The following is an 18,324-nucleotide window of genomic DNA, read 5'->3' on the forward strand; positions in this document are numbered from 1 at the left end:
TTCTGTACCGGTTCGATGAGTTCGGTGGCCGTAGCGGGTCGGATACGACCGCCGAAATCGCGAATCGGGATATTTCAAACGGTTCTTTGAGTCATGACAAGAAAGTTGTCATGGGCAGTGGTGACATTCCCTATGAGACGACGGACCGTTTGTGCCTCCGTTGGCGGGACAGTAGCTATTCTCTCCGGTTGCAGTGGTGTCCTCACCGAATTCGGAAGCGGTACGTCACTCGGTACCGACAGAATCGAAGGGACCGAATTCGAGGCCGGTACTCACATGGAACCACTGTTCACGTGCTGGCAGGACGGCGTCACCGTTTCTCGAATCGGCGCAAAAAACCGAATCCGGATTGCCGGGCAAATCGAAAGCGGGGGACGGAGTTGTATGGAGACGGTGCTGCAGACGGTCGGAATCGACGAAGATAGCGACACGCTCGTCGTCGTCGCCGACAGACGGCAGCAAGGTGCGAGCAGTTGTACGTTAGAGGAAGCACTCGTCAGGTACGATGCGACGGTGACGTTGAAAGATTCCGTTCCGAACCGAGTTCGGGTCCGACATCGGAGCGAACTCGGACGGGGTGGGAGTCACGACCAGTTCGACGAAACGATCGTCTTCGAAACCGGAGAGCGGGAAGCGAGAACCGTTTCCTGTTGAGCGACGGCAAGTCGAATCGATTTCCGACCGACTCCCCAACGAGTAACCGTGAGCGTCACAGATATTCACTCGAAATCCGCCTCTCTTCTCCCAACCGTCACCGAATCCGCGGATTCGGTTCCCAAACGATAAAGCGCCGCAAAAACTACCGACAACCATGCTAGAGCTCGAAGACGTGCTGGCGGCGCGGGACCGGGTGGCCGAGACGTCCCGCCACACACCGCTCGACTATTCTCACACGTTTACTCGAATGACCGGGGCGGAGGTCCACATGAAACTGGAGACCTTCCAGCGAACGGGGTCGTTCAAGATTCGCGGCGCGACCAACCGCATCATGACGCTCTCGGAGGAAGAAAAGGACGCGGGCGTCGTCACGGCCAGCGCGGGCAACCACGCACAGGGCGTCGCGCTGGCGGCCACGCGGAGCGGGGTCGACTCCAAAATCGTCATGCCGAAACACGCTCCGATTTCGAAGGTCCGCGCGACGGAGAACTACGGGGCGGAGGCGGTGCTCCACGGCGAGGACTACGACGAGGCCGCCGAGCACGCCCACGAAATCGAGGAGATGGAGGGTCGAACCTACGTCCACGCCTTCGACGACGAGACGGTGATGGCCGGGCAGGGAACCATCGGACTGGAGATCATGGACGACCTCCCCGAGGTGGAAACCGTCGTCGTCCCCATCGGCGGCGGCGGCCTCATCAGCGGCATCGCAACCGCCGTCAAGGGTCGAAACCCGGACGTTCGCGTCGTCGGCGTGCAGGCGGACGGCGCGTCCAGCGTCGCCGACTCGCTCCAGAAGGGGTCGGTCCAGACCCTCGACAGCGTGGACACCATCGCGGACGGCATCGCCACCCGGAGCGTCGGCCAGCAGACATTCGACGTCATCGACTCGCGCGTGGACGAGGTGGTCACCGTCTCGGATTCGGAAATCGCGGTGGCGCTCGCCTACCTGCTCGAACGGGGCAAGACGCTCGTGGAAGGAGCGGGTGCGACGTCGCTCGCCGCAATCCTCGAAGGCGCGTTCGACTACGAGGACGGGGAGGTCGTCGTTCCCGTCCTCAGCGGCGGCAACATCGACATGAACCTCCTCACGACGGTCATCATGCGCGGGCTGGTCGAAACCGGCCGCTACGTGAAGCTCAAAACCGTCCTTAAGGACCGACCGGGGTCGCTCCGAACGCTCCTCGACGTCATCGCCGACGCGCAGGCCAACATCTACGCCATCCAGCACGACCGCACCTCGCGCGATATCGGCATGAACGCGACGGAGGTCGAACTCGACCTCGAAACTCGCGGGCCGGAACACGTCGAGGCACTCCTCGACTCGCTCCGCGAAAACGGGTTCGACGTGGAAGTCCTCGTCTGACTTGCAGGTCGTTCGATTTTTCGTACCCTTTTGACGTAGGTTTAAGTTCTAGGGACCGAAGACACCGACATGAAGCGAACTATCAGCACGCAGGACGCCCCGGAAGCAGTGGGAGCGTACAGCCAAGCGACGACGAACGGAGACATCCTCTTCACCGCGGGACAGATTCCGATGACACCCGATGGCGAACTCCTCGACGACGAGGAAATCGCGGTGCAGACCCGCCAGAGTCTGGAGAACGTCAAGGGTATCCTCGAAGAGGAGGGCCTGACCATGCAGGACGTGCTGAAGGTGACGGTGTTCATGGACGACATCGAGGACTTCGACGAGATGAACGAGTCGTATCAGGAGTACTTCCAGGACAACCCACCGGCGCGGAGCGCAGTGGAGGTCGCCAACCTGCCCAAGGGCATCGGCGTTGAAATCGAGGCCATCGCCAGCACCGAGTAACCGTGAATCCCCGCGTCAAGGCGAGTCTGCTGTGGGGCGCAATCGGCGTCCTCTCGTTTCTCGTCCTCCTGCAAGGCTACGAGCTAATCAGCGGCTATCGATATTCGATAGCGGTCAAGGCAGGGGCGACGCTCGTCGTCGCGGTCGGCGCGCCAGTCCTCAGTTACGTCGGCGACGGGGTACTCAACTAGAACAGAAGGGTTTAAAAGCTACACCGGGTAACGAATTGATAGGCCGGGATGGCCGAATGGCAAAGCGCACGCCTGGAAAGCGTGTTCCCGTATGGGATTCTGGGTTCAAATCCCAGTCCCGGCGTATTTCTCCGCGAAACAAGTCCGTGAGCACCGCGGAGCGTGTGCTTACGGCGACTGGAGCGAGAAATCCCAGTCCCGGCGTTTTCGAGTGAGCTACCCGATGAGCGCCCTCTCTGCGGTTCTCATCGAAGCGGCGAACGAGAAAACGTGTGTGACCGACTACGAGTCGAATTTAGGCGTGCGAAGCGGTCCCGTTCTTGTCATGAATCTCCGCTCTCGTTTCCCAGAGTCGAAGGAAGAGGACGGGACCGAGGACCCAGTAGAGCAGCGACGTGAACAGGCCGGGGAAGTACCCGCCGACCAGCAGCGAATAGATGGGGTGTTGGATTCCGTTCCCGACGACGCCCATGATGGTGAAAAACCACACGATCAGCATCGGACCGTTGACGCCCTTGTAGATGGCGACTGCGCCGAGCGCGAAGGCGCAGTAGGAGAGCATGTTGATGAGGACGAACGTCTTCACGTGGAACGGCTGCGCGTGGAATATCTCCTGGGGCCACCGGTAGTAGAAGCCCGTGATGAACTCCTCGGAGAAGTGGAGGAACTGCACGCTGAACGCGACCAGATAGACCGGGAGAACGCGTTTCGGGTCGGGCATCTCGCGGGCGGTGGTGAGCAGGTGAGCGACGTACGCCAACGCCATCGTCGGAACGAAGGTGACGATGAGGCTCAACCCGGGCGAGAGATACCAGAAGACAGCGATGAGGGCCAGCGCGACGACCCCCGGAACGACCGCATTTTTGGAGAGAAGCCACCCGCTTCCCCGGTCGGCCGTGGCGGTCGTACCCATCAGTGGACCTCCGATTCGGGGAAAGTCGCGTTTCGGCATCGCGCGGAAACGTGGTCGAACGGCGGTACGTCGGTGTGTGCTATCGTCGTCATGCTACGGCTATCCCTTCGTCCCGCCGTCGCTTTCGCCGACTGCCTAGGCTCACACGGGGGATTTAAATACGCACGAAAGTTCGGGCGAGGCGACTCTCGGACGAACTAATTGTGTTCAGAGCGAACTACCCTCATGAAGTCCATCACCGTCGAAATCCGCGTCGAAGATGGGTTCCATGCGGCGAACCGCTTCCTCGCGGAGGAGCCGTCGATAACTCGGGAGGGACTCCACTACGTCGATATTCTCGAAGACGAAACCATCGTTCTCCTGTACCACCTGCGCGGGAATCTCGCGTCCGTGAAAACTCACCTCGAAACCCACACCGACATCATCGCGTGTGACGTACCCGACGGCGAGGACGGACTCGTGTACATCCACGGACGGCCGCGGGAACCCGTCCGCGAGTTCTTTTCGCTGGCGCGGCGGCACGCAGTCGTCTTCGAAACGCCGTTCAAACACGTGGCGAACGGCGTTCGACTCACCATCAGCGGGGAGGAATCGCACCTCCACCGCGTCGTCGACGACGTTCCACGGGGTATCGAACTCGAACTCGTTCGAAAAGGGGAACATCGACCGGAGAGCGGGGAGGTCGAATCGATGCTGACCGACCGACAGCGGGAGATACTCACCGTCGCCGTCGAGAACGGCTACTACGAAACGCCGCGCAAAACGACGCACGAAGGTATCGCATCCGTGGTCGGAATCTCGACGGCGACCGTGAGCGAACACCTCCGAAAAATAGAATCGCGCGTGTTTTCCGAACTCGTCCGCAGGTAGGCGTGCGTCCACCCGCGTTCGCGGCGTTCGGTATCAGTCCAACGACGCCCACTCCCACTCCTCGTCCGGTTCCGTCGCCGAATCGTGGAGGTGACACGCCGCCGGGTGTCCGGCACCGGTCGCCCGTTCCTCGGGAGCCTTCCGTTCGCAAATCGTCGAGAACTCCACCCGAAGTCGTTCGTCCGCGTCCTCGACGGCCCCCGAAACGATGTCCGAGAGGGCGGACGAGAGCACCGATTCGGCGTCAGCGTCGGTCAACTCGTCGGGAATGTCGTACTCCTCGCGGAGCGCGGAGCGGAGGTGGGTATCGGTTACCGCTTCTTCGTTCTCGGCGGGACCACGTGCGACTGCAAGTTTTCGAAGCGCGTCGAGGTTCACGTCCTCGTCCGCGACCGCGACGCGGAGGTCCATGACGGACCGCCACTCGCCCTGCTCGAAGTCGTACCGCTCGGGAGGGATGACCGCCGGGCAGCGCGGATGGAACCGACACCCCGTCGGCGGCGAGGCGGCGTCGGGAACGTCGCCGCGGAGGGTAACCCGGTCGGTTGCCGCATCCGGGTCCGGCGTCGGAATCGCCGAGACGAGGGCTCGCGTGTAGGGGTGTTGCGGGTCGCGGAACAGGTCTTCGGTTGGACCGCGTTCGACGATTTCGCCGAGATACATCACCGCCACGCGGTCACAGATTTCGCGGACGACACCCATGTCGTGACTGATGAGGAGCAACGAGAGGTCGAACCTCGACTGCAGGTCCGAGAGCAGGGCGAGAATGTCGGCCTGCACCGACACGTCCAGCGCCGAGACGGGTTCGTCCAAGACGAGCAAGTCGGGGTTCAGAATCAACGCCCGCGCCAACGCCGCACGCTGTTTTTGCCCACCGGAGAGTTCGTGCGGGTAACGGTCGAACTCCTCCGCCGATAGGCCGACGCGACCGAGCAAGTCCTCGGTTATCGTCCGGCGCTGGTCGGCGTCGGTCATGCCGTGAATAGAGAGGGGTTCCGCGACCGACTCGCCGATTGTCATCCGCGGGTCGAACGTCGTCGTCGGGTCCTGAAACACCATTTGAGCGCGGCGGCGGAACGCCTTGGTTTCGGTGCGGTCGAACGTACCGATGTCGTCGCCGTCGAACACGACCGTTCCGTCGGTCGGGACTTCGAGCGACAGCAGCGTCGTCGCGGCGGTCGATTTCCCGCTCCCCGACTCGCCGATGAGTCCGACCGTCTCGCCGGGGAACACGTCGAAGGAGATGCCGTCCACCGCGCGGATTCGGCCCGTCTCCTTTCGGGTGATTCCCTCCGTGACCGGATACTGCTTTTTCAGGTCGCGGACCGAGAGGAGCGCGGAATGGTACTCCTCGGGCGGGTCGGCCGTCGCGTCCGTTCCGGTCGGGTCGTTCGCTTCATTCGCTTTCATCGCCGTTCCTCCGGTATCGGTTCGGGATCGGCGCCGAGGACGACCGACGAATCGCGGTCCTCGCGGTAGAAGATACACGACGCGTGTTGGGAATCCGTCACGCCCTGCAACGGCGGTTGTCCGCTCCGCTCGCAATCGTCGGTCGCGTGCGGACACCGCGGATGGAACCGGCACCCCGACGGCGGCGATACCGGGTCGGCCATCGACCCGCCGATGGGTTGTAAACTCGCGCCGCGACCGGGGAGACACGCGAGCAACGCTTGCGTGTACGGATGGGCGGGATGGTCGAAGATGTCGTGAACGCTCCCTCGTTCCATCACCTTCCCGGCGTACAGCACGACCACGCGGTCGGCGATTTGGGCGACGACACCGAGGTCGTGGGTGACGAACAGAATCGCCATGTCGCGCTCGTCCTGTAAGTCCGCGAGCAACTCCAGAATCTGAGCCTCGATGGTCACGTCGAGCGCCGTCGTCGGCTCGTCCGCGATGAGCAGGTCGGGTTCGCCCGCCAGCGCCATGGCGATGACGACGCGCTGGCGCATCCCGCCCGAGAACTCGTGGGGATAGTCGTCCGCCCGAACCTCGGCCTTCGGAATCCCGACGCGGTCGAGGAGTTCGACCGCGCGGCGACGGGCCGCGCTCTTGCTCACGTCCCGATGGTAGCGGACGGATTCGGCGACTTGACGTCCGACGCTGTACACCGGATCGAGCGCGTTCTGTGGGTTTTGAAAGACGTACGCGATGCGGTCGCCTCGAATCTCGCGGAGTTCGCTCGACGAGCAGTCGCGGACGTCCTCGCCGTCGAAGACGATTCGACCGTCCGTGATTTCGCCCGGCGGCGTCGGAATTAACCGCGTTATCGACTCGCAGGCGACGGTCTTCCCGGAGCCGCTTTCACCGACGAGACAGACCGTCTCCCCGCGGTTCACGTCGAACGAAACGCCGTCGACCGCCTTGACGGTCCCGCGGGACGTCTCGAACGTCGTCCGGAGTCCCGACACGGAAAGCAACGGGTCGGTCACAGTCCCTCCCTCGTTCTGGGGTCGAGAATCTCGCGGAGCGCGTCGCCCAAAAAGCTGAACGAGGCGACGGTGAGGACGATGAGGACCACCGGGATCACCTCCGCCCACCAGAGGAACGTCGGGTGGAAGTCGTTGTGGAACGCGGCGTAGATGAGATAGCCCCACGAGTTCTGCCCGTCACCGTGGAGTTTGAAGTAGCCGAGCATCGCCTCGATGAGGACGAGGGTCGGAATCTGGAGCGTCACGGAGACGAGGACGGTGCTCGATACGTTCGGAAGGAGGTGGTCGCGGATGACCCGGAGATGGCCGCTTCCCGCACCTTTCGCGGCGCGGACGAACCCGAGTTCGGTCTTCTGGAGCGCCTCGCTCCGAACGAGCCGGGCGGTGCTTCCCCAACTGAGCAACCCGAACACGGCGATCATGAGCAGGATGCTCCCGCCGTAGAGGGCTTGGAGGAGGAGAAAGACGAACAGCGGCGGGATGGCCTGTTGGAGGTCCACGTAGCGCATCAGCACTTCGTCCACCCTGCCGCCGAAGTAGGCCGCGACGGTTCCGACGGCGGTCGCGAGCGGCGCGATGAGCGTCGCGCTGATGAGGGTCACTTCGAGCGCGACGCGCATGCCTTGGAGGATTTCTATCAGCAGGTCTTCCCCGCTTCCGGTCGTTCCGAGGGGGTGAATCAGACTTCCGTGACACGCGTTGTTCGCCAACTGGCCGACACAGCGCGTGATGCCGATGCCGTAGAACGGGACGGTGAACCCGAACGGGGGCTGGTACGGTGTGATATCGTATCGGAACCCGTCCGCGGCCACGATGGCGTCCCGAAGGGGAGAGAGGAACATCGGCGCGACGAGTCCGGTAACGAAGAAGAAGACGAGATAGCCGAGACTGGCGACGGCGACCGGATTCGCTTTGAGTTGCTCCCAGCGACGGCGAGTTAGTTCCCGATTTTGGGCGAGCGGGACGAGAACATAACAGAAGAAGATTGCGAGCGAAAGCGTGAATATCCAATCCAGCGGGGTCGGGTTCCACTCGAAAACGAGGGGTTCGGTGTCGGGAAAGAAGAAGAGGTCGTAGAGAAACCCGAGAGCGACCGCGAGCGCGACGAGCGAAAACGCTACCGTTCGTCGCGCTATCGACCGCGAGTCGGTCGTGTACTCGCTCCATTCTATCGTATCGAACGTGTCGTTTCGTGTAGCCATGGGCGGTCGAATCCTTCTCTCGTATCCCGTGACGGCGGGAGTCTCACCCGCGGACGAGACAATTCAATGACAGACTAACGCTAACAATGCAACAGGGGTATAAAAAATATGGCCATCGGTAGGCGGGCCGTCCGTCGGGGTGCCCGATTCGACATCGGCGAGAGGTCTGTAACACAAGAAACATTTATTCGGGAGGGACGAATTGTGGGCATCAATAGCATGGGGACGAGTTCACTGCCGACTCGACGCGGGACGGCACCGATAACGCCGGTCGAGGACGAGGAACCGCGAGCGGCCGGGGTGCCGTAGCGTGCGTCGATACATCGCCAAACGGGCGCTCTGGACGATATTCGCGGCGTACCTCCTCCTCTCATCCATTTTTCTCGTGTACGCGTACGCGCCGGACCCGAACCAGAGAACCGCGGGGCTCTTAGCGGGGATGGGTGGCGGGTCGGTGGAGAAGGCCGAACACGCCTACGGTGCGGCGAGGAACTACGACCAACCGATACTCGACCGGTACGTGAAGTGGATCGTCGCGTACACGACGTTCGACTGGGGGACGAACATCGGGGGCACGCCGGTAACGAATCTGTTAGCCGACGCGGTTCCGCTCACGCTCGTCTATCTGATTCCCGCCGTCGTGTTGTCTACCATCCTCGGAACGTACATCGGCCTGTACTCGGCGGTGCATCAGCACGGCTACGTGGACCGCCTCGTTACCGCCGTCACGTACCCGGGATTGGGGATGCCGGGCTTTTGGCTGGCGAGTTGGTCGTCGCTCATCGTCCTCGAACGGGTGAGCATTCAGGCGTCGTACTTCGACGGTCGATACGGACTCTGGACGTCCCAGAACCTCCCGTTCATGCTGCTCCCGATATTCGTCGTCACGGTAAACTTGCTCACCGTGCAGATTCGGTACGCGCGGTCCACGTCGCTCGAATACGTTCCCGCCGAGTTCGTGAAGACGCTCCGGGCGAACGGTGCGAGCGCGCGGGACGTCGCACGGCACGTGCTCCGGAACGCCGCGCTACCGCTCGTCTCGCTGTTCTTCACCGAGACCCTCACCATGCTGTTCATCACGCTCCTCGTCGTGGAGATGGTGTTCGGCATCCCCGGGTTCGGGTCGCTCGCGTTCCAAGCCATCAAGAGCCGCGATGCGGGTCTGATTCTGGCGACGACGATGATACCCATCCTCGTAGGACTGGTCGGTAACTTCGTACAGGACGTGGCCTACGTGCTCGTGGACCCGCGGGTCAACTACGAGTAGTTCACGGGTCGCCGCCATCCGCGCGTTCGACTCGAACCGCCCGGACATTCATCTTCGCCGGGGTCGAAAGGCAGACGAATGCGCTCGCTCGTTCCCGTCGCCCTCGTCCTCCTGACAGTGCTGTTTTTCGGGTCGTACTTCGCGGGCTATCACGTTCCCGGCGAACGGACGCTGGATTCCGCACAAGGCGCACGAGTCATCGACGTGCCACACGACCGGCCGGAACGGCTCACGAACCCGAACACGACGCGGTTCCGTCGGTGGGTCGAGTTCTACGTTCACGTCGCGGTAAACGAGGAGCGGACGAAACACGGACTCGACCCGCTGGAATTCGACGCCGCGTTGCGCGACATCGCACGACATCATAGCACCGATATGGGACGGAAAGGGTATTTCGAGCACGTCTCCCCGACGGGTGTCGACCCCGGCGACCGCTATCGCCGAGAGGATTACCACTGTCTTCGCGGTGCGGGGGAAAACATCGCGTACACGTACTTCGATTTACGAGTACGAACCGATACCGGAGACGTCGTTCGGTATCGAACCGCGAGAGCGTTGGCTCGCGGACTCGTGACGCAGTGGATGCACTCGCCCGAACACCGGAAGAACATCCTTTCGAAACACTGGGATAGAGAGGGAATCGGCATCACCTACACCGAGAACGGACGTGTATACGCAACGGAGAACTTCTGTTGAAGCCGGGCAAAATATTAAATAGCTTGAGACACCTCTCGAAAACAAACATTCGCGGTCGACGGGTCGACATCTAATGAGTAAACGAGCCGACGGGATGGAGAAGACGCCGCTGTCCAGAGACATTATATTTCAGATACTTAGTAATCGACGACGACGATACGCGCTTCACTACTTACGACGGAACGAAGGGCCGGTCGAAATCGGCGAGCTCGCGACGCAAATCGCCGCGTGGGAAAACGACGTCACCGTCGAGGAAGTGACCTCACAACAACGCAAGCGGGTGTACAACACGCTGCAACAAGCGCACCTTCCGAAACTCGACGAAACGGGATTCATCGATTACGATGCGGCACACGGCGACGTCACGCTGACGGAACAGGCGGAACCGCTGAACACGTATCTCGAGATAATCCCCGACAACAACCTCCCGTGGTCCGAGTACTATTTCGTGTTGGGCTGTATCAGTCTCGCACTGCTGACCGGAGCGTGGTTCGACGCCGGACCGCTCGGCGTCGTCCCGGACATCGGGTGGGCGGTTGGACTCGCCGCGCTGGTGACCGTCTCCGGGGCGGCACACATGTACTACTATCGAAACCTCAGGCTCGGCCACACGGAAGTGCCGGAAGACGAGTAATCCGCAACGAGTCACGACGAGGAACGGGCGAGGATGAGAAACGGAACGAAGCACCCGCCAGCGGATGCGTCGAGCGAGGAGGGAAGGGGGAGGAGTGACAGCGTTCGAGTGGGAGTCTCCGAGCATCAGAGTATATAAATAGAAGTTTGAGACGAACGTCGAGAAAAAAGAGTCGTGTTAACTACCGGCATGGTTTTCGGCATCCCCGGCCGCCTTACAGCGGTTTCTCGCTCCGAGGGAATATCGAATACCGTATTCTGACGAACGGCTGGATAAAGATTTATATAGAAGCACAAACATAGTCGCTCTTGTACTATGAGTCAGCGCATGCAAGGTCAGCCGATGATCGTAATGTCCGAAGATTCCCAGCGAGTCAAGGACAAGGACGCGCAGGAACACAACATCACCGCGGCGCGAGCGGTTGCGGACGCGGTACGTTCCACACTCGGCCCGAAAGGGATGGACAAGATGCTCGTCGATTCGATGGGCGACGTCACCATCACGAACGACGGCGTGACCATCCTCAAGGAGATGGACATCGACAACCCGACAGCCGAGATGATCATCGAAGTCGCCGAAACTCAAGAGGACGAAGCGGGTGACGGCACGACGACGGCCGTCGCGGTCACGGGCGAACTCCTCAAGAACGCACAGGACCTCCTCGAACAGGATATCCACCCGACGGCGGTCATCAAAGGCTTCCACCTGGCGAGCGAGAAGGCCCGCGAGGAAGTCGACAACATCGCCGACGAAGTGGACACCGACGACGAGGAACTTCTCCGCAAAGTCGCCGAAACCAGCATGACCGGCAAAGGGGCCGAACTCAACAAGGAAGTCCTGAGCCAGATCATCGTGGACGCCGTGCAGGCGGTCACCGTCGAGGGCACCGTCGACCTCGAATACGTCAACATCGAGACGCAGACCGGCCGCTCCGCGGGCGAGTCCGAACTGCTCGAAGGCGGCGTCATCGACAAGGACCCCGTTCACGACAACATGCCGACCTCGGTCGAGGACGCGAAGGTCCTCCTCCTCAACGAGGCCGTCGAAGTCGAGGAGACCGACGTCGACACCGAAATCTCCATCAACGACCCCGACCAGCTCAAGAACTTCCTCGACCGCGAGGAAGCCCAGCTGAAGGAGAAGGTCGAGCAGATCAAGGACACCGGCGCGAACGTCGTCTTCTGTCAGAAAGGCATCGACGACCTCGCACAGCACTACCTCGCCAAGGAAGGCATCCTCGCCGTCCGCCGCACGAAGAAGAGCGACATCAAGTTCCTCCGCGAGATTCTCAACACGACCATCGTCTCGGACCTCGACAGCGCGAGCGAGGACGACGTGGCGGACGGAAGCGTCACCCGCGACGAGAGCGACGAACTGTTCTACGTCAGCGGCGGCGACAACGCACACGGCGTCACGCTCCTCCTCCGCGGCTCCACGGACCACGTGGTCGACGAACTCGAACGCGGCATCACGGACGCGCTCGACGTCGTGGCCCAGACCGTCAGCGACGGACGAGTCGTCTCCGGCGGCGGTGCCATCGAAGTCGAACTCGCCTCCCGACTCCGCGACTACTCCGACAGCGTGGAAGGCCGCGAGCAGTTGGCCGTCGAGGCGTTCGCCGACTCGCTCGAACTCGTCCCGCGCGTTCTCGCCGAGAACGCCGGACTGGACTCCATCGACACGCTCGTGGACCTCCGTGCGGCCCACGAGGACGGCGACAAGCGCGCTGGCCTGAACGTCTTCAGCAGCGACGTCGAAGACACGTTCGAGGCGGGCATCGTCGAACCCGCACACGCCAAGGAGCAGGCGCTCTCCAGCGCCACCGAGGCCGCGAACCTCGTCCTCAAAATAGACGACATCATCTCGGCCGGCGAACTCTCCACCGACAAGGGTGGCGACGAAGGCGGCGCACCCGGCGGCATGGGTGGCATGGGCGGCATGGGCGGTATGGGCGGCGCAATGTAAATTTCGACGAAAGGAGAAATTTCATTGCACGGCCGAGGTTCCCTCGGCCAAGGCTATGTAAGCGAGGTTTCGAAGAAACCTCGAATGTCGAACGGGCGAAGCCCGTGAGACGGAAATCGGTCAACGGCCGATTTCAGCCCGACCGCATCCGAGGTATCGTCGATTGAACTCGAATCGATTTTTTGGACTCACATCGAATAGCGGCGCGTAACGGATAGACCGTGGTCGTCGACGACCGTCGTTTTCATCAATATTTATATCAATTATTTGGGGACGGAAATCATGCACCGCCGCTCGTTTCTCACCACATCGGCTCCGGTCGCCGTTTCGACCCTCGCGGGGTGTTCGAATCCGCTCTCCAACAACGACCCGAAGGCGAACGACGTACCGATAGTCGATAAGAGAGCCGAAGTCGTGATGTTCGACTTCGTGGTGGCACACCCGAGTAGCGACGGCGGTGGAGTGGTGAGTTCGACCCGACACAAAGTCGATCCCGGAAAAACGACCATCGAAAACGTCGCCGACTTCGGAACGTACGACCTGTCGATAGCCGTCGATGGGATGCCCGATCGGAGTCGAATCTGGCACGCGACGGACTGCCATCACCTCACGATAACGATATGGGCGGACAGCGTGAAATTCGCCGAGAAGAAGTGCTAATTCGGGTCATAATCCGGTTTCGTCGTCGCGGGTCGGTGGACCGTAATCGAAGAGATGTGAAATCATCCTCCGTTCGATTTTCATCCCGAGTGAACCGAGGAGTCGTCTACTGAACTCGAACTGATTTTTGAACCCACGTCGAATCACGACGCGTTTGCCGGATGTTACTGCAAGGAGACCATCGAATGTGAATCTCCTTCGAGTATTTTCGAGATTAAGAATTCACACGATATAGACCCTAAATCGCCGGAGGAGACGGCGGTAGGGAGCAAAAATCGGTAAAAGATGGAACTAAGTGGGAACCGCGTATCCCTCCGACTATGGAAACACTCCTGCTCAACCAGGATGCGGTCGACGAAAACACGCAGATGCCCGAACTCATCCGGGCCATCGAGGACGCCTTCGCAGCGTACGCGCTCGGCGACGCGCAGATGCCCGCGAAATCGTACATCGACCTGCCCCAGTACAACGGCGACTTCCGGTCGATGCCCGCCTACCTCGACGCGGACGGCTGGGACGCGGCCGGGATCAAGTGGGTCAACGTCCACCCCGACAATCCCGAGGAGTTCGACCTGCCGACGGTCATGGGCACGATGATTTACAGCGACCCCGAGACGGCGTTCCCGCTCGCCATCATGGACGGGACGGAACTCACGATGAAGCGCACGGGCGCGGCCGCCGCCGTGGCGACCGACCACCTCGCCGTCGAAGACGCGACGAGCATGGGCCTGGTCGGCGCTGGCGTCCAGTCCTACACCCAGTTGGAAGCCATCTCGAAGATTCGCCCCATCGAGGAGGTCATCATCAGCGACCTGGACGAGGAAGCGGTCGCGGACTTCATCGACTACTTCGACGACGAGTTCGACGTTCGTGCCGGATCGATTTCGGAAGCCGCGTCCTGTGACATCCTCTCGACCGTGACGCCCGTCGAGACGCCCATCGTCTCCGCCGATGCCGTCGGCGACCACACCCACATCAACGCGATGGGTGCCGACGCGGAGGGCAAGCACGAACTCGCGGACGAACTCCTACTGGACGCGAAACTGGTCATCGACGACCACGCCCAGACCACCCACTCGGGCGAAATCAACGTCCCGTACAACGAGGGCACCCTCACGGACGACGACATTCACGGCGACATCGGCGACATCGTTATCGGCGACCTCGACGGCCGCACCGAGGACGACGGCGTGACCGTCTTCGACAGCACCGGACTGGCGATTCAGGACGTCGCGGCCGCCCACGTCGTCTACGAGCACGCGAACGAGAACGACAACGGCTACCCGTTCGACCTCCTCGGACTGTAACGACGCGACCCGAGCCGCGAACACTCGTTTTCAGGTGTTGACGCTCGCGCCGAGCGCGTTGTCCACGACGGAATTTGCGCTCGCGGTGAGCGTCGAATCCTGCGTGACTTCGTAGCCGTATCCGGCGGAGTTACGAATCGTGGAGTGTCGAATCGAAAGTCGTGACCCGTTCGTGACAGCCACGTTCGCGTGTTCCTTCGCGTTCCAGAACTCGTTTCCACCGCCGCCGTACTCGACCACGCAGTAGCGGAGTTCGTTTTCGGTGCGGTTCGTGTCGTCGAAGTAGATGCCGCGCCAGTAACCCCGCGTCTTCTGCTCGCCCGTGAACGTGATTGGCTCGTCTCCCGTCCCGACCGCGGACAGGATGCCGCCGTCGTACATCCGAAGGCCGGTGTCCTGCCCGAATTCGAGGGTCGCGCCCGGTTCGATGGTGAGCGTGCCGTACACCGACACCGCGCCGGTATCGATGAAGTAGGGAACGTCGATGGCGTCCCACGTCACGGCCATCGATTCGCGGATGTCGTCGCGCTGCCAGACGTACACCCTGTCCACGTCGTTGCCGGTGTAGGTGCCGGTGTCGGAGAGGAAGTGGGCGGTGTCGTCGCGGACGTGGCCCGCACCCTCGGCGTTCGCAGTGACGGTGTTGCGGGTGAACGAATCGACGGACACGTCGTCCGAGAAGTCGAATCCCCACGCGCCGCTTTCGCGGATGGTGCACCCGTCGATTCGCGCCCGAGACCCGTTCGAAACGGCGACGTTGGCCTTGGCGTCCGCGCTCCAGTACTCGTCGCCACCGCCCCCGTACTCGACCACGCAGTTCCGCAGTTGGTTCTCGGTTCGGTCGGTCTGCTGGAAGTAGATGCCGCGCCAGTAGCCCCGCGTCTTCTGGCCGCCCGTGAACGTTATCGGTTTGGACTCCTCGGTGTCGGGCACGATGCCGACGGCGGTGAGGGTGCCGCCGTCCAGCAGTTTCAGTCCGGCGTCCTGTCCGAACTCGACCGTCGTGCCGGGGTCGATGGTGAGGTTTCCGTACGTCTCTATCGCGCCGGTATCGACGAAGTAGGGGACGTCGATGGCGTCCCACGTCACGTCGAGGTCCGCGCCGATGTCGTCACGCTGCCAAACGTACACCCTGTCCACGTCGTTGCCGGTGTACGTCCCGGTGTCGGAGAGGAACTGCGCGCGGTCGTCGCGGACGTGTCCCGCCCCGGTCGCGTTGCGTGTCACGGTGTTGTTCACGAACGAGTCTATCGTCACCCCCTCGGCGAAGTTGAAACCGTATCCGCCGCTCTCCCGGAGCGTCGAGTGAGTGATGCGGGCGCGAGCGCCACCCCCCACGGCGACGTTCGCGTGCGCGTCGGCGGTCCAGTACTCGTCGCCACCGCCGCCGTACTCGACCACGCAGTTCTCCAGCACGCTCGGAACGCGGTCCGACGTCTCGAAGTAGAGGCCGCGCCAGAATCCGCGGGTCTTCTGCTCGCCCGTGAACGTGATCGGTTTGGATGCCTCGGTATTGGGGTCGATACCCGCGGCCGTCAACTGGGACGACTCCGAGACTTTGAGGCCCGCCTCCTGTTCGAACGAGAGCGTCGTGCCGGGCGCGATGGTGAGGTGGGCGTCCTTGCGCAGTTCGACGAGTTTAGCCACACGATAGCGGGCGTCGAGCGCGTCCCACGTCGCGTCGAAACCGGCCCCGAGTCCGTCGCGGCCCCACACGTGAACGATGTCGTCGTCGTTCCCGGCGTAGGTCCCGGAGCCATCGACGTGATGGGCGGAGGCGTCGCGGACGAAGCCCGCACCCGCGGCGTTCGCGGTGACGATGTTCTTCGAGAAGTCGTCCACGTTCACCTCGGGACCGAAGGTGAATCCCCACGCCGCGCTCTCGCGGACGGCGCAGTTCGAGGCCGCGAGTCGGGAACTCCCGCCGACCGCGAGGTTCGCGTTGTCGTCGGCCTGCCAGAACTCGTCCCCGCCGCCAGCGTATTCGACGACGCAATAGGCCATCGCGTTGGGGTTGTCGGAGTCCTCGAAGTAGATGCCGCGCCAGAAACCGCGGGTCCGTTGCTGGCCGGTGAACACGACGGGACGCTGGCACGTTCCCTCGGCGACGAGCGTCCCGTCCGCGGCGATTTTGAGTCCGGCGTTCTGCTCGAAGACGAGTTCTGTTCCCGCCGTCACCGTGAGCCTCGCGTCGGTGACGTCGACGGTTCCCTCGACGACGTATCGATTGCAGTCGCCCCCGAGCGTCGTGTCTTCGGTGATGTCGTCGGTGAGCGTCTGCGGTGAACACTCTCCGGGGAGAACGCCGGTACAGTCGCCGAACGCGACTCGTTTCCCGTCCGACGGCGGCGCGTCGGTTCCCGCGGTCGTTCCGTCGGCGGTCGTTTTCGAAGCGGTGGAGGAAGCGGTCGCTTTCGACGTCTCGTTTCCGCCTTCGTTCCCCGTGGAAACCGAACTACACCCCGCGAGACCGCTCGCGAGCGCTCCCGCACCGATGGTCTTCAGCAACCGTCGCCGTTTCATCTCCGCGTCCGTTGGTTCGCATGTCATGAGATATCGTTCCGACCGTCAGTGACGCGATTCGGTGACAGACGTTCGATAGTTCCGCGTCGAATGCGCGTCCTGACGCATACCGGGTGATATCAGTACGGAGTGATATACGCATTGAGTGAAATAATTCCGCGATGTGGAAAAATACGGGTCCGGGAACACCGTTCGGGTCCGTGTAGGACTCGTTCGTCCCCGGTCGCTACTCCTCCCCGACGGGTGCCCGTCCGGCGAGTTCGTCGGTCAGTTTCGAGATGACCCACGCGATTATCAAAAACGGCAGGAGCGGAACCAACAGGACGAGCAGGCCCAGAAACACCGCGACGCCGATGGTGTTCATCTCATTGTCCGAGTGACCGCGGGAAGGCGGCGTGACGGTTCGCAGAACTTTCGTGACGGGGTGGTCCCCCGAGTCCCCCTGACTCATGTGGAAACCGGCAACGGCCTGGACGATAAGCGTTCGCACAACACGACCGATTTGCTCGTTCGGTGCCAGATTCGACACGATGGATATCCGTCGGGACGCGTTCGTCGGAGTCGTCGGAGGGACGCTGGCCGTCGCCACCTCGTTCGCCGTCGCGGGGAAAATGCCGGGACCCGCGGTATCAGCCGCGTCGAGGTGTCGACCGACGGCGGCGGGACGTGGGAGAACGCCGACCTCGGCCCGAGACTTCCCGGACGCGACGTGTGGCGACAGTGGCGGTTCCAGTGGAAACCACGGGGCGGAAAACACGAAATCGTGGTCAGGGCCACCGACGGAAGCGGGACGGTCCAACCCGAGGAGTTCCGGAGCGCGTACCCGAACGGGCCGACGGGATGGGTGTCGCGGACGATAGAGGTGTGACAGGAGAATCGGAGGGCGGTGGGGTAGTTGGGTCGTGGGCTATTCGTCGGCGAGTTGGTTGGCCCGGACGATGATATACAGCAGGACGATACCGGACCCGACGGCGAGGACAAGCTGTGTCAGGAACGTGAACAGGAGTTCGAAGAGGGAAGCCAACCCGAGGATTTCGAACAGGGTGGTTTGCAGGAGTATCGGGATGAACGCGACCACACCGACGGCCACGACGAGTTTGGCGAGTGGGAGCGCTTCGTACAGTATTTGATTCGTATCGAGTTCCTCCTCGGGAGCGGTGAAAAACGGTCTGTCGGACGACATACCCTCAC

General features: G+C 62.2%; 19 protein-coding genes and 1 tRNA gene. 13 read left to right on the plus strand and 7 right to left on the minus strand.

Annotated features, from left to right (window positions below):
• The first annotated feature begins 384 nt into the window (after positions 1-384).
• The 5 genes from V5735_RS10420 (at position 385) to V5735_RS10440 (ending at position 2,788) form a co-directional block, all read left to right on the plus strand.
• Entirely contained in the window at positions 385-654 is a 270-nt protein-coding gene (locus tag V5735_RS10420) for a hypothetical protein (RefSeq protein ID WP_423743456.1), read from the plus strand.
• 157 nt (positions 655-811) lie between these two features.
• A complete protein-coding gene (ilvA, locus tag V5735_RS10425; RefSeq protein WP_423743458.1) occupies positions 812-2,023 on the plus strand; it encodes a threonine ammonia-lyase in 1,212 nt (403 codons plus the stop codon).
• A 69-nt stretch (positions 2,024-2,092) separates the two neighbouring features.
• On the plus strand, positions 2,093-2,473 hold the full coding sequence (locus V5735_RS10430; protein WP_423743459.1) for a Rid family detoxifying hydrolase: 381 nt from the start codon (positions 2,093-2,095) through the stop codon (positions 2,471-2,473).
• A 2-nt stretch (positions 2,474-2,475) separates the two neighbouring features.
• The gene (locus V5735_RS10435) at positions 2,476-2,664 is read left to right on the plus strand and encodes a hypothetical protein (RefSeq protein WP_423743460.1); all 189 of its coding nucleotides are present in this window, start codon (positions 2,476-2,478) and stop codon (positions 2,662-2,664) included.
• Positions 2,665-2,706: 42 nt separating this feature from the next.
• Positions 2,707-2,788: transfer RNA gene (locus V5735_RS10440), tRNA-Ser, on the plus strand.
• Between the two features lie 171 nt (positions 2,789-2,959).
• On the opposite strand, the gene V5735_RS10445 is transcribed toward V5735_RS10440, so the two are convergent.
• Positions 2,960-3,577 carry an HXXEE domain-containing protein gene (locus V5735_RS10445; RefSeq protein ID WP_423743461.1) on the minus strand — a complete coding sequence of 206 codons (618 nt, stop codon included), beginning with the start codon at positions 3,575-3,577 and terminating at the stop codon, positions 2,960-2,962.
• Positions 3,578-3,802: 225 nt separating this feature from the next.
• Between V5735_RS10445 and V5735_RS10450 the strand changes: the two genes are divergently transcribed.
• A complete protein-coding gene (locus tag V5735_RS10450) occupies positions 3,803-4,447 on the plus strand; it encodes a helix-turn-helix domain-containing protein (RefSeq protein WP_423743463.1) in 645 nt (214 codons plus the stop codon).
• 33 nt (positions 4,448-4,480) lie between these two features.
• Here the strand turns inward: V5735_RS10450 and V5735_RS10455 are convergent, their stop codons facing one another.
• Genes V5735_RS10455 through V5735_RS10465 form a run of 3 tightly spaced genes read right to left on the minus strand, consistent with a single transcriptional unit; the run spans position 4,481 to position 8,081 of the window.
• Positions 4,481-5,857, minus strand: coding sequence for an ABC transporter ATP-binding protein (locus V5735_RS10455; protein ID WP_423743464.1), 1,377 nt, complete (start codon positions 5,855-5,857; stop codon positions 4,481-4,483).
• Positions 5,854-6,879, minus strand: a complete 1,026-nt coding sequence (locus V5735_RS10460) for an ABC transporter ATP-binding protein (protein WP_423743465.1) — start codon at positions 6,877-6,879, stop codon at positions 5,854-5,856. The genes V5735_RS10455 and V5735_RS10460 overlap by 4 nt, the downstream gene beginning before the upstream one ends.
• Positions 6,876-8,081: an ABC transporter permease gene (locus V5735_RS10465; RefSeq protein ID WP_007982278.1), complete on the minus strand. Its 1,206-nt coding sequence runs from the start codon at positions 8,079-8,081 to the stop codon at positions 6,876-6,878. Before V5735_RS10465 ends, V5735_RS10460 begins: the two co-directional genes overlap by 4 nt.
• Before the next feature lie 310 nt (positions 8,082-8,391).
• Here V5735_RS10465 and V5735_RS10470 point away from each other — a divergent pair, with 310 nt between their 5' ends.
• From V5735_RS10470 to V5735_RS10495, 6 genes are all read left to right on the plus strand, one after another.
• Complete coding sequence (locus V5735_RS10470; protein ID WP_423743466.1) at positions 8,392-9,348, plus strand: ABC transporter permease; 957 nt, start codon at positions 8,392-8,394, stop codon at positions 9,346-9,348.
• A gap of 78 nt (positions 9,349-9,426) precedes the next feature.
• A complete protein-coding gene (locus V5735_RS10475; protein WP_423743467.1) occupies positions 9,427-10,044 on the plus strand; it encodes a CAP domain-containing protein in 618 nt (205 codons plus the stop codon).
• 73 nt (positions 10,045-10,117) lie between these two features.
• The gene (locus tag V5735_RS10480) at positions 10,118-10,678 is read left to right on the plus strand and encodes a DUF7344 domain-containing protein (protein WP_423743468.1); all 561 of its coding nucleotides are present in this window, start codon (positions 10,118-10,120) and stop codon (positions 10,676-10,678) included.
• Between the two features lie 315 nt (positions 10,679-10,993).
• The gene (thsB, locus tag V5735_RS10485; RefSeq protein ID WP_423743469.1) at positions 10,994-12,643 is read left to right on the plus strand and encodes a thermosome subunit beta; all 1,650 of its coding nucleotides are present in this window, start codon (positions 10,994-10,996) and stop codon (positions 12,641-12,643) included.
• Positions 12,644-12,925: 282 nt separating this feature from the next.
• Positions 12,926-13,303, plus strand: a complete 378-nt coding sequence (locus V5735_RS10490) for a hypothetical protein (protein WP_423743470.1) — start codon at positions 12,926-12,928, stop codon at positions 13,301-13,303.
• Positions 13,304-13,623: 320 nt separating this feature from the next.
• Entirely contained in the window at positions 13,624-14,610 is a 987-nt protein-coding gene (locus V5735_RS10495; RefSeq protein ID WP_423743471.1) for an ornithine cyclodeaminase family protein, read from the plus strand.
• A 30-nt stretch (positions 14,611-14,640) separates the two neighbouring features.
• On the opposite strand, the gene V5735_RS10500 is transcribed toward V5735_RS10495, so the two are convergent.
• Entirely contained in the window at positions 14,641-17,160 is a 2,520-nt protein-coding gene (locus V5735_RS10500; RefSeq protein WP_423743472.1) for a hypothetical protein, read from the minus strand.
• A 199-nt stretch (positions 17,161-17,359) separates the two neighbouring features.
• Positions 17,360-17,584, minus strand: coding sequence for a DUF7535 family protein (locus V5735_RS10505; protein ID WP_423743473.1), 225 nt, complete (start codon positions 17,582-17,584; stop codon positions 17,360-17,362).
• Here V5735_RS10505 and V5735_RS10510 point away from each other — a divergent pair, their 5' ends adjacent.
• Positions 17,585-18,001, plus strand: coding sequence for a hypothetical protein (locus tag V5735_RS10510; RefSeq protein ID WP_423743474.1), 417 nt, complete (start codon positions 17,585-17,587; stop codon positions 17,999-18,001).
• Positions 18,002-18,040: 39 nt separating this feature from the next.
• Here V5735_RS10510 and V5735_RS10515 read toward each other — a convergent pair whose 3' ends face one another.
• The gene (locus V5735_RS10515) at positions 18,041-18,316 is read right to left on the minus strand and encodes a hypothetical protein (RefSeq protein WP_423743475.1); all 276 of its coding nucleotides are present in this window, start codon (positions 18,314-18,316) and stop codon (positions 18,041-18,043) included.
• Between the last annotated feature and the right edge of the window lie 8 nt (positions 18,317-18,324).

Source organism: Haladaptatus sp. SPP-AMP-3, assembly GCF_049568665.1.
GTDB classification, from domain to species: domain Archaea; phylum Halobacteriota; class Halobacteria; order Halobacteriales; family Haladaptataceae; genus Haladaptatus; species Haladaptatus paucihalophilus.

Coding starts and splice junctions, on each gene's coding strand:
- V5735_RS10420 (WP_423743456.1), top strand. CDS start 385: ATGGAGACGGTGCTGCAGACGGTCGGAATCGACGAAGATAGCGACACG.
- ilvA (WP_423743458.1), top strand. CDS start 812: ATGCTAGAGCTCGAAGACGTGCTGGCGGCGCGGGACCGGGTGGCCGAG.
- V5735_RS10430 (WP_423743459.1), top strand. CDS start 2,093: ATGAAGCGAACTATCAGCACGCAGGACGCCCCGGAAGCAGTGGGAGCG.
- V5735_RS10445 (WP_423743461.1), bottom strand. CDS start 3,577: ATGGGTACGACCGCCACGGCCGACCGGGGAAGCGGGTGGCTTCTCTCC.
- V5735_RS10450 (WP_423743463.1), top strand. CDS start 3,803: ATGAAGTCCATCACCGTCGAAATCCGCGTCGAAGATGGGTTCCATGCG.
- V5735_RS10455 (WP_423743464.1), bottom strand. CDS start 5,857: ATGAAAGCGAATGAAGCGAACGACCCGACCGGAACGGACGCGACGGCC.
- V5735_RS10465 (WP_007982278.1), bottom strand. CDS start 8,081: ATGGCTACACGAAACGACACGTTCGATACGATAGAATGGAGCGAGTAC.
- V5735_RS10475 (WP_423743467.1), top strand. CDS start 9,427: ATGCGCTCGCTCGTTCCCGTCGCCCTCGTCCTCCTGACAGTGCTGTTT.
- V5735_RS10480 (WP_423743468.1), top strand. CDS start 10,118: ATGAGTAAACGAGCCGACGGGATGGAGAAGACGCCGCTGTCCAGAGAC.
- thsB (WP_423743469.1), top strand. CDS start 10,994: ATGAGTCAGCGCATGCAAGGTCAGCCGATGATCGTAATGTCCGAAGAT.
- V5735_RS10490 (WP_423743470.1), top strand. CDS start 12,926: ATGCACCGCCGCTCGTTTCTCACCACATCGGCTCCGGTCGCCGTTTCG.
- V5735_RS10495 (WP_423743471.1), top strand. CDS start 13,624: ATGGAAACACTCCTGCTCAACCAGGATGCGGTCGACGAAAACACGCAG.
- V5735_RS10500 (WP_423743472.1), bottom strand. CDS start 17,160: ATGACATGCGAACCAACGGACGCGGAGATGAAACGGCGACGGTTGCTG.
- V5735_RS10505 (WP_423743473.1), bottom strand. CDS start 17,584: ATGAGTCAGGGGGACTCGGGGGACCACCCCGTCACGAAAGTTCTGCGA.
- V5735_RS10515 (WP_423743475.1), bottom strand. CDS start 18,316: ATGTCGTCCGACAGACCGTTTTTCACCGCTCCCGAGGAGGAACTCGAT.